Raw genomic sequence first — 13,912 nt, forward strand, 5'->3', positions numbered from 1 at the left:
GGCTGGACGACCCGGTATGGCCATGACCAGGCGGGAACGCGGCAGCTCCGTCTCGTACGCCGTGCCCGCGTCGGCGGCCCGTCCGGCGCGTTCACCCGTATGGTCCTCACGCGGAGATGTTCTGGGCCGTCTGGCCGAGTCTGGAGTCCCGGGCGTCGTGCGACGCCCCCGCACCGGAGGAGCGGCATGCGAATATCCGGAGAGTCCAGACACAGGTTCCGCCTCGTCCCCTGGGGCGCAGCGTTCCTGGCGATAACGGGCACCACCTCGGTCCTGGCGGCCGTGACGGCGCAGGCGGGCGGCCCGAGCGGTGGTACCGGAAAGGAGAAGCCCACCATCGTTCTGGTGCACGGCGCGTTCGCCGACGCCTCCAGCTGGAACGGTGTGGTCGAGCGGCTCCAGAGGAACGGCTACAAGGTGGCCGCCCCGGCCAACCCCCTCCGCGGCATCCCACAGGACTCGACCTATCTCGCGAGTTTCCTGAAGTCCATCAAGGGCCCGATCGTCCTGGCCGGTCATTCCTACGGCGGCGAGGTGATCTCCCAGGCCGCGGCCGGGAACGACAATGTCAAGGCGCTCGTCTACATCAACGCGATCATGCCCGACGTCGGGGAGTCGTTCACCACCCTCTCCGCGAAGTTCGCTCCCGCCCCGCTCACGAAGGCCCTGCTGCCGGTGCCCTTCCGCAACGCCGACGGCACCACGGGCACGGACACCTACGTCAGGCCCGACAAGCTGCGCGATGTCTTCGCCCAGGACCTTCCCAGGAACCAGACGGACGTCATGGCGGCGACACAGCGCCCCATCGCGATGTCGGCCTTCACGGACAAGCTGACCGGCGCCGCGTGGCGGAACAAGCCCGTGTACGTGCTCGTGGGCAAGCAGGACCGGTCGATCAACCCCAGCCTGGAACTGTACGAGGCACAGCGCGCCCACGCCCGCAGGACGGTCGAGATCGACTCCTCGCACGTCTCCCTCATCTCGCAGCCGCAGGCCGTCAAGAACCTGATCGTCGACGCCGCCGACGACTACATGCGGAACCGTCACAAGCCCTGAGGGCCGGTGCGCGCACAGGTGTCCGTCCCGGGCGAACCCGGTCCCGTCGTGCATGCTGTGGTGCATGGCCAAGATCCATCGCCGTCCCGACACGCTGACCGTCGGGGTGCTCCTGGCAGCAGTCGGTGGGTTCCTGGACGCGTACACCTACGTACGGCACTCCGTGTTCGCCAACCTGCAATCAGGCAACGTCCTGCTGTTCTGCGTGCAAGCCACGGCCCGGCACTGGCACAGAGCCTTCCTGCTGCTCGTCCCGGTCGTGGCTTTCAGCATCGGCGTCCTCCTCGTGGAGGTACTCGGCCTGCCACGCGCCGAACAACTGGTCCGCCGCCCGCTGCGTCTCATCCTGACCATCCAGATCGTCATGCTCGCGGTGATCGCCTCCCTGCCCGCCGGCGCTCCGGAACAGATCTCGACGGTCACCGTGTCATTCGTGGCCGCGCTGCAGTTCTCCACCTTCACCACCCTGCGCGACGCCCCCTACACCACGCTCGCGGAGTCCGGAAACCTGCAGAAGGGCATCGCCGCCGCCCACCAGTGGCTCGCGACCCGGGATCCGGACACCGCACGCCGCGCAGCCCGCTACGCGGCGATCATCACGGCTTTCGCCGTCGGCGCCATCACCGGTGCGATCCTCACCCGCCTCCTCGGCCCTCCCGCGGTCGGCGCGGCCGCCCTTCTCCTCGCCGCCGTCCTCGCCCACTTCGTCCACGAGACACGTCAGCTGAAACGTCACGAAGCGGACTCCGGACCGGCCCCGCCGTCAACCACGCGCTGACCGCACACCGCTACCGGACGGGACCGGTCTCTCGGAGTGGAGGGGGGACACTCACTCCCCGTCCGCGTCCGCCGATCAGCGGATGCACGGCCCCCTGCGCGCCGCGAGACTGGATCACGCCTCGGCGGCAGCGAGACCGACTTCCTCGTGTCCGAACGCCGGGCAGCACCAAGACGCGCGCCGGGCCGTTCCGAGGAGAAACCGCATGTACGAGCGTATTTCCAGCGAGAACCTCGGGTGCGCGACGGACGGTGCACGGTTCAACAACCGCCTCCATGCGTGGCAGCCGATGACCGCCTCGCAAGGGACCTGGCCCCCACCCGGGCGGCCCAATGCCTACGCCTACGAAACCATGACGAACGGCCGCCGCGTCCTCGCCCATGTCACGGCGCCCGGACGGACCTTCCTGATGTCCAGCAGCGGCGAGGACATCACGGCCGCCCATCCCGAGCTCGCGCGACTGCCCGAGCTCTCCCGCGGCCGCGATGTCGTGTTCGACGCCGAGGTGCTCAGGGCGGATGCGCCGCGACACCCCTCCCCAGCGCTGCTGCGGGCCATGACCGCACGAAGCGACGGAACCGGTGGACCGGGTCGGGCCACACACGACCCGCACCCGCGGCTGGTGATCTGCGACGTGCTCTTCGCGGGACGACCGCTCCTCCGCCTGCCCTACATCGAACGACGTGCGCTCCTCGAACACCTCGTCGTGCGGGTACGCGACCCCCGGATCAGCGCCTCCTCCTGCTGGCCGCAAGCCCTGGCGCACGAACTCGCCGAGACCGATCTCCGCCCACACGGCTACGTCGGAGTCGTCGCCAAGCACCTGGGCAGCCCGTACCGGCCGGGATGCAGCAGCCGGGACTGGCTCACGAGAGCCCCGGCGTAGGGCCACACCCGGCGATGCCCCGAACCGCGTCGGCGCGTGTCATGGGTGCCGACGCGGAGCGGTCGTTCGTGTCACCGACGGCCGCTGTGCACCGACGGGGGTACTGCTACGGCACGTCGCCATGGGCCCGCGTTCAGCGTCCCGACAGGTCGATCGGATGAGGACGCGCTCAACATCCTGAGCCCCCGGCTGGGGGACCCTCGGCGAGAGCGTGCGGTCTCAGGATCGTGGTATGAGAACCGTCAGCTTCCCGGCCGCGCGGCACACCGCGCCTGTTCCGCTCTCCCGAGCGGTACGAGGGTGCTACGGATCGGCAGTCTCGGCTCCGGCCTCGCCGGGCCCGCTCCGCGGCGAGAGCCCGCCACGACGCACCCGGCGGCGAACGCCGTGGCCACGCGTCTCCCCTACGCATCGCCGACAGCCGCTGTCCCAGGGCGGGACAGCGGTCCCGCGGAACACGCGATCGGTGTCACCACCCCGCTCCCGGCACCGGCCGGCCCGCCGTGCCGAGGCTGATGGCCGCGGTCTCTCCCCGTCCACGGCCGGACCTCCAGGCCCCGCGAACGCGCGGGGCGAGGCCGGCGGGAAAGTAACGACAGAAAGCTGAAGCGCATGATGGCAGCGTTGGCATCACGCTCCGGGGAAGCGGCCCTTGCGGCGGCCGCGTGGTCCGGCCACGACACGCGGCTGATGGCCCTGGTGGGACTGTCCGTCGCGTTGGTCGTCGTCCTTGTCAGCTGGGTGAAGCTGCACGCGTTTGTGGCACTCGTACTGGGCGCCTTCACCGTGTCCGTGCTGTCGGGGGCGAGCATCCAGAAGGCGGCGGATTCCTTCACCAGCGGGTTCGGGGCCACCACCGGGCAGGTGGGCGTCCTCATCGTCCTCGGTGCCGTGCTCGGGCGGCTGCTGGCCGACTGCGGTGGCATCGACCAGCTGGTGTCGGCGCTGACCGAGCGGGTCGGGCCCAGACGCCTGCCCTGGGCCGTCACCGTGATCGCCTGCCTGGTGGGGCTGCCGATGTTCTTCGAGGTCGGGTTCGTCATGCTGGTGCCGCTGGTGCTGCAGCTGGCCCGCCGTGCCGGTCAGCCCGTGCTTCGGGTCGGGATTCCGGCGATGGCCGGGCTGGTGACCGTGCACGCTCTGATACCGCCGCACCCGGGCGTGCTGGCCGCCATCACCGCCGTCCATGCGGACGTCGGCCTCACGCTGCTCTACGGCCTGATCGTCGCCGTCCCCTGCGCCGCCGTGGCCGGTCCCCTCTTCACCGCGTACATCTGGCCGCGGGTGGCCGCGCATGTGCCCGAGGCCGCGCTGGCGGCCTTCACCACCGGCGCCCCGGCCCCCGCCGTGGCCGTTGCCCGTGAGCCGGTTCGCCAACCGGCTCTGGTGCCGGCCGCCGCCTCCGCGGCTCCCACGGGCACGCTCACCGCCCCCGTCGGCCCACCCATGGAGACCACCTTCCAGGCCTCCGGCCGGGAGAAGGGATCGCGGCCCGCAAGCGGCAGGCGCACACCGCGGTTTCCCGTCACCATCGGCACCGTTCTGCTACCGGTGGCACTGATGATGCTCAAGGCCGCGTGCGGCACGTTCCACCTCGACCACGGAGCCGCCGGTACCGCGATCGAGTTCCTGGGCACTCCGGTCGTTGCCCTGCTCGTGACCGTCCTCATCGCACTGTTCGCCTTCGGCTGGGCCGTCGGCGCGTCACGTCGGCAGGTGCACGAGACGCTGTCACGCTCCCTCACGCCGATCGCGGGCGTGCTGGTGATCGTCGGCGCGGGCGGCGGCTACTCCACCGCACTGCGCGACGCCGGTGTCGACTCCGTGATCGGCCAGGCCGCGCAGGCCCTGCACATCCCGCTCATCCTGCTGGCCTGGCTGATAGCAGCCCTCATGCGGGCCGCGACGGGTTCCGGCACGGTGGCCACCATCGCGGCCGGTGGCATCGTCGCACCCCTGGCACACGGCCTGAGCGCTCCGCACGCCGCCCTGCTCGCCCTCGCGCTGGGCTCCGGCGCCGTCTTCCTCGGCCATGTCAACGACGCGTCGTTCTGGATGTTCAAGGAATACCTCGGGCTGACCGTGGGCGGAACGCTGCGCACCTGGACCGTCTCCCACATGCTGCTGTCGCTGACCTCACTGGGCGCCATCGTCCTGTTGAGCACGTTCGCGGCGTGAGGGGGTCCTCGTGCGCGCTCCGGCCGGTCGGACCACGTCCCGCGCCCCCAGTGGGTTCGGACACTCAGGTGTCCAGCAGCTCCGCGGCGAAGACGTCCTCGATGCTCCACCGGCGCGCGGTCAGCCCCTGTTCGTGGTGATAGCGCAGGTTGGTGTCGAGGGCGGTGCGGTTGGCCGCGATGCCGTAGGGCCACCAGTCCTCGGGGAACTCCTCACCGTTGCGCTCGACCAGGGCGTTCATCCACGGAACCATGGTCTGGACCTCGTAGAGACGGCGGTTACGGCGGTAGCGGTCGGCGGCGGCGTCCTTCGCCCGGGTGAAGAGGCGGTGGACGCCGAGCGCGAGGCCGGGACGGTCCCGCAGGAGATCCCGCCGGACGACGATGGTGTGCATGATCGGGAAGATGCCCGTTCGCCGGTGGTAGTCGCGCTCCAGCGGCTCGAAGTCGGGGAACAGCCGGGCGACGTCCGGGGAGCCGGCCAGCACGCACTCCGGGACGTTCGCCGAGAACAGGGCGTCGATCTCGCCGGAGTCGAGCATGGCACCAAGTGACCTTCCCTCGGGTGCCACGCTCACGTCGACTTCGGCCGGGTGCGGATGGGGGATGAAGTCGAAGGGCGGCGCGGGGTGTTCGAGGCCGCCGATCACCCAGCGGTTCTTCTCGGGCTCGAACCCGTACTCGTCCATCAGGATCCCCTTGGCCCACACGCCGGAGTCCTGACCGTAGGTGCCGAACTCGCCGATGGTCCTGCCGACAAGATCACCCGGTCCGGTGATCCCGCTGTGGACGTTGACGAAGATGCAGGAGTGCCGGAACACACGGTTCGGGAAGATCGGCAACGCCACGTACGGCAGGCCGGTCTCCAGTAGCCGCAGGTAGAAGGTGAGCCCGAGTTCGCCGACGTCGAACTCGCTTCCGCGAATCAGGCGGTCGAAGATCTCCGGCAGGGTCGCAGCGGTCTCCATCGTGACGTCGATGCCGTCCTCCCCGACGGACGCGTCGAACAGTGCCCGCGTCGTGTCGTACGGGAAGCACCCGACCGTAAGAGCGGGGTTCGTCATGAACATCCCTCCTTGTCAGCTCCGCTGCCCCCATCGTCGTCCGTGGTGAAATCCGGTGTCCAAGACCGTCTCGGTCCGTCCGATACCGCACGGGTATCGTGTTCGGGGTGGACCTTCGCTCGCTCCGGTACTTCGTCGCCGTCGCCGAGGAACGCCACGTCGGCCGGGCGGCGAACCGCCTGCACATGACTCAGCCCCCACTCAGCCGCGCGATCCGGCAGCTGGAGGACGAGCTCGGCGTCGTCCTGTTCGAGCGCACACCCAGGGGTGTCGTCCTCACGCCCGCCGGAACGGTTCTGTACGACGAATCGGCGGCACTGCTGGCGCAGGCCGAACGGATCCGAAGCCGGGTGACCGACGCCGCGGGCGCGGCGACCCTGACCGTCGGGACGCTGGCGGACGCGGCCGAGCACGTCGGCGGCCGGCTGGTCCCGCTCTTCCGCGCCCGGCATCCGAAGGTCAGCGTCACCGTCCACGAATCGGACCTCGGCGACCCGACAGCCGGGCTTCGCGCCGGGCTCGTCGACGTGGCGATGACCCGAACTCCGTTCGACGACACGGGCATCAGCACACACATCCTGCGTTCGGTACCGGTCGGCGTGGTCATGCGTGACGACGACCCGCTCGCCCGTCGCGCTTCCGTCTCCTCAACCGACCTGGCCGGTCGCGGGTGGGTCCGACTGCCGCGGGGCACCGATCCCGTGTGGACCGCGTACTGGACCGGAGGCGCCCACGACGACACGTCGCCGGTCATGCGAACGATCCAGGAGTGCCTGCAAGCAGCCCTCTGGAACGGGACGTCGGCCCTCGCCCCCGTCGACCAGCCGCTGCCCGCCGGCCTGGTGGCCGTCCCGTTCAGCGACCGACCGCCGAGCGACCTCGTCGTGGCCTGGCCGAAGACGGGGCGCAGCCCGCTGGTGAGCAGCTTCGTCCAAGTGGCCGAGGGCAGCCGGAACGGTTGACCACGACGTCCGCCGGTTGTTCCCGCCCGAGGCATCGACACTTCCGGGTGTCGAGAACGCGGCACCGGCTCCGTCCCAGGGGTACAGGTAGCCAGAGCGGACCGCGCGACGCGGAAGGAGCACCCCGTGACGATTCAGCGGATGGACAACGTGGCCATCGTCGTCGACGACCTGGAGGCCGCCATCGCCTTCTTCACCGAGCTCGGCATGGAGCTGGAGGGCGAAGCGCAGATCGAGGGAGTCTATGCGGACCGGACGGTCGGCCTCGACGGGGTCCGCAGCGCCATTGCGATGATGCGCGTCCCGGACGGCCACGGCAGGCTGGAGCTGACGAAGTTCCACTCCCCCGCGGCGATCACCGCCGCACCGCTCAACCCACCGCCCAACACTCTGGGCCTGCACCGTGTCATGTTCGCCGTCGACGACATCGACGACACGATCGCCCGCCTGCGCCGCCACGGGGCCGAACTCCTCGGCGAGGTGGCGCGGTACGAGAGCACCTACCGACTCTGCAACCTCCGCGGCCCCTCGGGAATCATCGTCGCCCTGGCCGAACGGATCGGCTAGGCGCCCTGTGTCCTCGGTCGGCGTCGGGTCCGGACGAGGATGTTCGCGAGGGCCATCTCGGCACCTGAGCACGGGTACTTGATCGGCTCGGACAGATCAGGGGCACGTCAGTCGTGTGTCAGGAGGCGCTGCCATTCTTCTTCATGTGAACGGCGCGGGAAAGCACGGGCCGGGAGCAGGGAGAGGTGCCCGGAGTGGCTTATCGGGGACCGACGAGCACGTCTCGAGGTCGGGCCCTTCGGGGCCCACGCAGGTTCAAATCCTGCCCTCTCCGCACGTCCGATGCGAGTCCCGCGTGATCCACCGTGTAGAGTGGTGTCACCGACGCGGGGTGGAGCAGCTCGGTAGCTCGCTGGGCTCATAACCCAGAGGTCGCAGGTTCAAATCCTGTCCCCGCTACAAGAAGAAGGGGCTCGCAGTCGCGGGCCCCTTCTGCGTTGCTCTCCGCCCTACGACTCACTTCCCCCGGCGGCGCTGAACGCCGGCCTGGAGTTCCTGACGCAGCCGGTCGGAGGCCCAGCCCTCGGCCACGGCCTGCCACAGGGTGTCCGCCTGGGAGGGCGGTGCGCGACCGCCGACCGGCGGATCCGAGGTCCAGGTTCGTGGGGAAGGCATAGCCAGTCCTCACAGGCGCCCTCGTCCTTGCGGCGCAGCAGGACCGGGAAGAGGGCACCCGCCATCGCCTCGCGGTCCACCGTCTCCATCGCGCGCCCGAAGGCGGAGGAGATCTGCGGCAGGTTGGCCATGCGCCGGACGCCGGTCGAGCGGTTGTGTCCGGCGGCGTGGAAGAGCGCCGGGTTGAAGAAGACCGATCCCGCACGGCTGTGGGAGCTGGCCGCCGAGCACCGCAGATCGGTCCTGGGCGTCAGCCCGGGCTACCTGCACGATCATCCAGGTTCCCGCCATCCCGCACACCCGCACCGGCAAGAAGCCGGAGGTCCCGGTCAAACGCCTCCTCCAGGGCGCCGACATCGACCGGGTGGCCGGCCGCGGGGCGGTCGACGACTTCGCGGCACTGGAGTACTTCACCCGATTCGCGCGGACCTCCGCGGATGTCACCTTCTGACCTCAAAGGGAACCGACAACTCTGGTCGTCCAACAACCATCTTGGGTCGCCGTTCGATCACTTCATATCGTTCTCGGGCAGGCTTCTCTCGCACGGTGTCGGTGCGCATACGGTGCGCTCACAGGCAGATCCGGAACAGGGTCCGCCGCAGCCGACATCCAAGGGGAGGCGCCGATGGCGAGCGTGGAAGTGGCACTGAAGGAAATGATGACGGGGATCGAGGGGGCGTTGGGGGCAGCCGTCGTCGACTACACCAGCGGCATGGCCCTCGGCACCCTCGGTGGGAGCAAGGACCTGGACCTGACGGTGGCCGCGGCCGGGAACACGGACGTGATCCGCGCCAAGGTGCGCACCATGGAACACCTCGGCCTCCAGAGCCAGATCGAGGACATCCTGATCACCCTGGGGTCCCAGTACCACCTCATCCGGCTGGTGACCGGCCGCGACGGCAACGGCCTGTTCCTCTACCTCGTGCTGGACAAGGGCCACTCGAACCTGGCGATGGCACGCCGCCAGCTCAAGCGGGTCGAAGAACAACTCGAGGTCTAGCGACTGTCATTCGGCCCGGGCTGACGCATGCTCATAAATTGAAGACTTCTTCAAGCCATCACATGGAGAGGACGACAATTCATGAACGGAATCCGCCCGAACCGAGAAAGATGAACAGGCAGGGCTCATGGCGCGGCTGCGTCCCCGGGACACCGCCGCGCCGTGAGAGGCCACCGCGACAGGCAGGAAGAGCGCTATGCAGGTCCCTCTTTACCAAGCCAAAGCAGAGTTCTTCCGTATGCTGGGGCACCCGACGCGCATCAGGGTCCTGGAACTGCTCCAGCACGGACCGGTCCCGGTGCGGGACCTGCTCGCCGACATCGAGATCGAGCCCTCCAGCCTCTCGCAGCAACTGGCCGTCCTGCGTCGCGCGGGCATCGTCGTGTCCATGCGCGAGGGTTCCACCGTCAGATACGCGCTCGCCGGCGGAGACGTGGCCGAACTCCTGCGTGCGGCCCGCCGCATCCTCACCGAGCTGCTCGCCGGCCAGAACCAGCTCCTCGCCGAACTGCAGCAGACCGACAGCTCCCCGCGGCCGGCAACGGTGGCGGACAGAACCTCCGTCGAGACCGGAGCCCGCTGATCGACGCCGGTGGAAGAGGTGCACCCGCCCTCGGGAAGGCGGACGGCGCCGATGGCAGGATGACGTCATGGTGACGAATCAGCCGTGGGCCGGCCTGCACGACGACCTGCTGGCGGCGAAGACGCTGGTGTACGACCCGAGTGGTCTCGCCTGCTCGCTGCCGGTCCCGGAACCGGAGAGCGCCGAGTACGCGGCACACGCGTTCACCCTCGACGGCCGCTCGGTCCGGTTCCGCGTGGCCAGGACCACGCCGACCAAGGTGGGCCAGTTCGTCACCGTGTGGCAGCGGACCGACGAGGGGCCGATCCGCCCCTTCGACGCCGAAGACGGGGTGGACCTCGTCGTCATCAGCAGCCGCGACGCCGACGGCTTCGGGCAGTTCGTGTTCCCGCGCGAGGTGCTGTGCGAGCGCGGCATCGTCTCCCGCGACGGCTCCGGCGGCAAGCGCGGATTCCGCGTCTATCCCCCGTGGGTGACCACGACCAACCGCCAGGCCCGCTGCACGCAGACATGGCAGGTGGACCACTTCCTCGGCCTGCCCCCGGACGGACCCGCCGATCCGGCCCGCGCCCGCGCCCTCTACCACCCATAGCCCGCGCGTCCTTGCGTTCTCCGGTCACCGTCACGACCGGAAACCGACGAACGCGGCGACGAGTTGGACGGTGGTGGCGATGAACCGTAGGTTTCCCGGCCATGAATCGGCCCTGCGCCGCCCCTATTTGGGCGGTTCGGCGCCCGTCTGCTCGCTGACCATGTACTCGGCGTACCAGTCGGGCCAGTCCGGGTCCTCCTGGCCGAGGCGCTTCTCGTGCTCACCGTGGGCGGCGGCCGCGCGCCGCAGCGCTCTCGCCAGATCGGTCAGGGAGCCGAAGGACGTCGGGCCGGGATCGACGCGCCCGGGAAGCCGGGTCGTGACCTCCTGCATCAGCCAGCTGTTGCCGTCGGGATCGGCGAACGTGGCCCGCGAGAAGTAGCTGCGCCGATCGGGATCCAGGCCCTCCACCGGTCCGTCCGGCCCGAGATGGAAGAGCGCGCTCACCTCGATGCCGGCGGCGACCAGTGCGGCGCGCGCGCCCTCGATGTCGGAGACGATCAGATACGCCTTGGCCGAACCGGGCGCGGCCGATGTCAGGTCCGTGCCGAACTGGACCGAGCACGCGGAACCGTGCGGCGTCAACTGCACGATCCCGGGCGGCGTCTCGTCCAGCCGCCACCCGAGGCGGACGTAGAACTCCTTCGCCCGGTCCAGGTCGGAGACCGGAATGACGAGCACTTCCATCTTCATGTCGACGTCGTTCACGCTCATGAGCGCACCCTCTCGATCGGGCCCCCCTTGGATGGTGCAGAACACCATCGTCGCGTCGCCACGGCCGTGTCGCACGAGGAGGCGTCCCTGCCTCGGACCGCGGGTCCCAAGAACCACTACTCGCCCCCGGCAGGGTATTTGCCGGCGTACCGGTGAAGACGGTCGATCTCCCTCCGCTCCGCGTACTTCTCGCACTCGCTCAGGAAATGGCGGACGTGCGGCTGACGCGCGGTCTCACCACGCACCACCCGGTCCGCTCGCGAACGGCCACCGAGCCGCCACGCGGTCACGTCGATCGAAGAGCCCGAGGCTCCGATCGCGGGCACAGGAGGCGCGGCACAGCATGGGCTGGGCGGGCGCTCGTCCCGCGCTCACGGCCGGCCCCGTACCTCGGTCGAGCCAGCGGCACACGGCCCCGCGCCACCGCGGCCCTCGGCGAATGACCGCCACGGCATGACGCTCAGCCGACGAGTTGCTGACCTCCGTCGATGTCGTAGGTCGCACCCGTGAGCGCGGTGTTGGTCATGATGTGCACGGCGAGCGCCGCCACGTCCTCCGGTACGACCACGCGGCCGATCGGCAGCGTGGTGCGCAGTTCCTGACGACGGGCGTCGAGTGCGTCGCCGAGCAGCCGGGCCGACAACGGCGTGTCCACGAAGCCCGCGGCGATCAGGTTCACCCGGACCGGCGCGAGCTCGATCGCGAGGCTGGCCGCGAACGCGGGCATCGCGGCGGTGACCGCGGGGGCCACCCCGAGCGCGGCCCGGATCCGGCGGGCCCCCGTGCCGCCCAGGAGCAGCAGGGTGCCGCCCGGCCGTACGGTGCCGGCGCAGTGGCGCGCGACCTCCAGTGCGAGCACCATGTGATCGCTGATCGCCCGGCGTGCCTGCTCGGCGTCCATGTCCAGAAGGCGGCCGTACGACGGGGCTCCCGCGGTGACCAGCACATGGTCGATCGGCCCCCGCAGCTGCTGGAAGAACCGCTCCAGCTGCACCGCGTCATGGGCGTCGAAGGCCGCGGTGCTCAGGGCGTCGGCCTCCTTGGCCGCGGTGCGCAACCGGTCCGGGTCACGTCCGGTGAGGACGACCGAGGCGCCCTGGCCGCGGGCGAGCCGTGCGGTCGCCAGCCCGATGCCCGCGCTCCCGCCGATGACGACGAGGGTCTGTCCGATCAGGGACAGACCGCCTGTGCCGTGTCCCCCAGGTGGTGCAGCACTCATGGGTCCTCCTGTGCGGTGGCGTCGTGATCCCCTCCGGGCGTCTCCTCATTGCTCGGGTGACTGGGCGAGGGCCTGCTTGACCTGCCTGGTCCGCTCGTCGGCGAGGACCTCGACCCGGTCGTTCGCCAGGGCGTCCATGGTCTGCTCCGCCACGTCTGCCGCGGTGATCTTCGGCGCGTCCGTGAAGGAGCTGAGATCCGTCTCCACGAAGCCGGCGTGGACGCCGATCACGAGCGTTCCCTGCCCGCGCAGGCCTTCCCGCAGCGCGCCCGTCAACGACCACTGGGCCGCCTTGGAGGCCGCGTATCCGGGAAACTCCGGCCGGGAGATCCAGGAGACGACGGACAGCATGTTCACCAGTGCGCCGCCGCCGTTGCGGGCCAGGACCGGGGCGAAGGCACGGGAGACGGACCAGGTGCCGAAGTAGTTGATCTCCATCGCCTCGCGCGCGCTGTCGAGGGAGCCCGTCAGCAGCTTGGTCCCGAAACCGCCGACGCCGGCGTTGTTGATCACGATGGTGACGTCACCGGCGGCCTCGGCCGCCGCCGCGACCTCTTCCGGCCTGGTGACGTCCAGACGCAACGCGCAGACGTCCTCGTCGCTCACGCTCGCCGGATCGCGGACGCCGGCGTAGACCTTGGCAGCGCCCCGCTCGATCAGCGCGCGGACGAACGCACGGCCGATGCCACGGTTGGCCCCTGTCACCAGGGCTGTCGATCCTTTGATCTCCATCGCGCTTCCTTCCCGCTGCCGCCCGCCGGGCACAGCGGGCACTGGGGCGAGGGACGATCCGAGGATCGGGCGGCTCTGCCGGACCGCGTCGCGGCACACCAACCCCGTCCACGCCCGGCCTGCGCCGCACAGGTGGCGTCGTCACCCTGGGGCCGAGGCCGGACCTTCGGCCGCGTTCCGGGGCGGACGGGTCCGCGCGCACGCGGGATCCCGGCGCGGAACAGTCCCTCCACCACCAGCCTGCACCGGATGCCGGGGCGACGCATGCGAGACGGGGACGGGTCCGCGACCACGGAAATGCGGGCTCTGCCGAGCAGCCGTTCCTGCGGGGCCGCCCCGGCCACTGCTACGGGATCTCGTACGTTCCGTCCAGCCGGGCACGCCCGATGACGTGCCCCGCGATGGCGGCGACCACCTCGTCGAGGCCGGAGCCGCGCGACACCGAGGGGACCCGGTCGAGGGCGAAGAGCTGGAAGACGTAGGCGTGGGGACCGTGTGACCTGATCGGCATGGGTCCAGCCCAGCCGCGGCGGCCGAGAGCGCCTTTCCCGTGCCGGATGCCCGGCACCGGGCTGGGGTTGGCGAGGGCGTTCTCCGGGAGGGCGTCCAGCGAGGGGGCGATGCCCCAGGTGAGTGCGTGTGTGGCCGACTTCCCGAAGGGAACGTCGGGATCCTGCACGATGAGCACGAGCTCAACGGTGCCTGCGGGCGGCCGCGTCCAGTTGAGGGCTGGTGAGATGTTCGCGCCGAACACCCTGCCGCGGTGCTTCTCCGGTATGGGCGCCCCGTGGTCGAAGGCGGGGCTGGTCAGGGTGAAGTTCTCCGGGGCCTGGAGGTCGGGGCGGGCCCAGGCGAGGGTGTGGTGGCCGGCGCGCCGGTTGCGCAGTGCGACGCCGAGGGGGTTTGCGGGCATTGCTTCGCCTCTTCCTGACTCTGAATCCGTCCCGCACTCACTCTTTAGGTACAA

General features: G+C 70.2%; 14 protein-coding genes, 1 tRNA gene and 2 pseudogenes. 11 read left to right on the forward strand and 6 right to left on the reverse strand.

What is annotated here, in order from left to right:
* Positions 1–186: 186 nt before the first annotated feature.
* The 4 genes from ACZ7FF_RS37585 to ACZ7FF_RS37600 all read left to right on the forward strand — a co-directional run bounded on the left by ACZ7FF_RS37585 (position 187) and on the right by ACZ7FF_RS37600 (position 4,898).
* Positions 187–1,056 (forward strand): alpha/beta fold hydrolase, encoded by an 870-nt coding sequence (locus tag ACZ7FF_RS37585; protein WP_470818276.1) that lies wholly within the window; start codon positions 187–189, stop codon positions 1,054–1,056.
* A gap of 64 nt (positions 1,057–1,120) precedes the next feature.
* Positions 1,121–1,834, forward strand: coding sequence for a YoaK family protein (locus tag ACZ7FF_RS37590; protein ID WP_470818278.1), 714 nt, complete (start codon positions 1,121–1,123; stop codon positions 1,832–1,834).
* A gap of 205 nt (positions 1,835–2,039) precedes the next feature.
* Positions 2,040–2,720, forward strand: a complete 681-nt coding sequence (locus ACZ7FF_RS37595; RefSeq protein ID WP_470818280.1) for an ATP-dependent DNA ligase — start codon at positions 2,040–2,042, stop codon at positions 2,718–2,720.
* A gap of 624 nt (positions 2,721–3,344) precedes the next feature.
* Positions 3,345–4,898, forward strand: a complete 1,554-nt coding sequence (locus ACZ7FF_RS37600) for a GntT/GntP/DsdX family permease (RefSeq protein WP_470818282.1) — start codon at positions 3,345–3,347, stop codon at positions 4,896–4,898.
* Positions 4,899–4,962: 64 nt separating this feature from the next.
* Here ACZ7FF_RS37600 and ACZ7FF_RS37605 read toward each other — a convergent pair whose 3' ends face one another.
* On the reverse strand, positions 4,963–5,961 hold the full coding sequence (locus ACZ7FF_RS37605; RefSeq protein ID WP_470818284.1) for a substrate-binding domain-containing protein: 999 nt from the start codon (positions 5,959–5,961) through the stop codon (positions 4,963–4,965).
* A gap of 107 nt (positions 5,962–6,068) precedes the next feature.
* On the opposite strand from ACZ7FF_RS37605, the gene ACZ7FF_RS37610 reads away from it, so the two are divergent.
* The 4 genes and pseudogenes from ACZ7FF_RS37610 to ACZ7FF_RS37625 all read left to right on the forward strand — a co-directional run bounded on the left by ACZ7FF_RS37610 (position 6,069) and on the right by ACZ7FF_RS37625 (position 7,889).
* Entirely contained in the window at positions 6,069–6,923 is an 855-nt protein-coding gene (locus ACZ7FF_RS37610) for a LysR family transcriptional regulator (RefSeq protein ID WP_470818286.1), read from the forward strand.
* Between the two features lie 126 nt (positions 6,924–7,049).
* Positions 7,050–7,490: a VOC family protein gene (locus ACZ7FF_RS37615; protein WP_470818288.1), complete on the forward strand. Its 441-nt coding sequence runs from the start codon at positions 7,050–7,052 to the stop codon at positions 7,488–7,490.
* 179 nt (positions 7,491–7,669) lie between these two features.
* A pseudogene (locus ACZ7FF_RS37620) lies at positions 7,670–7,764 on the forward strand.
* 51 nt (positions 7,765–7,815) lie between these two features.
* Positions 7,816–7,889 (forward strand) — tRNA-Met (locus ACZ7FF_RS37625).
* A gap of 57 nt (positions 7,890–7,946) precedes the next feature.
* On the opposite strand, the pseudogene ACZ7FF_RS37630 reads toward ACZ7FF_RS37625, so the two are convergent.
* A pseudogene (locus ACZ7FF_RS37630) lies at positions 7,947–8,311 on the reverse strand (phytanoyl-CoA dioxygenase family protein); the annotation flags it as partial.
* A gap of 419 nt (positions 8,312–8,730) precedes the next feature.
* Between ACZ7FF_RS37630 and ACZ7FF_RS37635 the strand changes: the two are divergent.
* The 3 genes from ACZ7FF_RS37635 to ACZ7FF_RS37645 all read left to right on the forward strand — a co-directional run bounded on the left by ACZ7FF_RS37635 (position 8,731) and on the right by ACZ7FF_RS37645 (position 10,280).
* Positions 8,731–9,105, forward strand: coding sequence for a hypothetical protein (locus tag ACZ7FF_RS37635; RefSeq protein WP_470818290.1), 375 nt, complete (start codon positions 8,731–8,733; stop codon positions 9,103–9,105).
* Positions 9,106–9,301: 196 nt separating this feature from the next.
* Positions 9,302–9,688, forward strand: a complete 387-nt coding sequence (locus ACZ7FF_RS37640; protein WP_470818292.1) for an ArsR/SmtB family transcription factor — start codon at positions 9,302–9,304, stop codon at positions 9,686–9,688.
* A gap of 67 nt (positions 9,689–9,755) precedes the next feature.
* The gene (locus ACZ7FF_RS37645; RefSeq protein ID WP_470818293.1) at positions 9,756–10,280 is read left to right on the forward strand and encodes a MepB family protein; all 525 of its coding nucleotides are present in this window, start codon (positions 9,756–9,758) and stop codon (positions 10,278–10,280) included.
* A 123-nt stretch (positions 10,281–10,403) separates the two neighbouring features.
* Here ACZ7FF_RS37645 and ACZ7FF_RS37650 read toward each other — a convergent pair whose 3' ends face one another.
* From ACZ7FF_RS37650 to ACZ7FF_RS37665, 4 genes are all read right to left on the reverse strand, one after another.
* Complete coding sequence (locus tag ACZ7FF_RS37650; protein ID WP_470818295.1) at positions 10,404–10,994, reverse strand: VOC family protein; 591 nt, start codon at positions 10,992–10,994, stop codon at positions 10,404–10,406.
* A gap of 460 nt (positions 10,995–11,454) precedes the next feature.
* A complete protein-coding gene (locus tag ACZ7FF_RS37655) occupies positions 11,455–12,213 on the reverse strand; it encodes an SDR family oxidoreductase (protein ID WP_470818297.1) in 759 nt (252 codons plus the stop codon).
* A 45-nt stretch (positions 12,214–12,258) separates the two neighbouring features.
* Positions 12,259–12,945, reverse strand: a complete 687-nt coding sequence (locus ACZ7FF_RS37660) for an SDR family oxidoreductase (RefSeq protein WP_470818299.1) — start codon at positions 12,943–12,945, stop codon at positions 12,259–12,261.
* 346 nt (positions 12,946–13,291) lie between these two features.
* Positions 13,292–13,858 (reverse strand): YbhB/YbcL family Raf kinase inhibitor-like protein, encoded by a 567-nt coding sequence (locus ACZ7FF_RS37665; protein WP_470818301.1) that lies wholly within the window; start codon positions 13,856–13,858, stop codon positions 13,292–13,294.
* Positions 13,859–13,912: the final 54 nt, after the last annotated feature.

Source organism: Streptomyces sp. NPDC037126 (genome assembly GCF_055605965.1).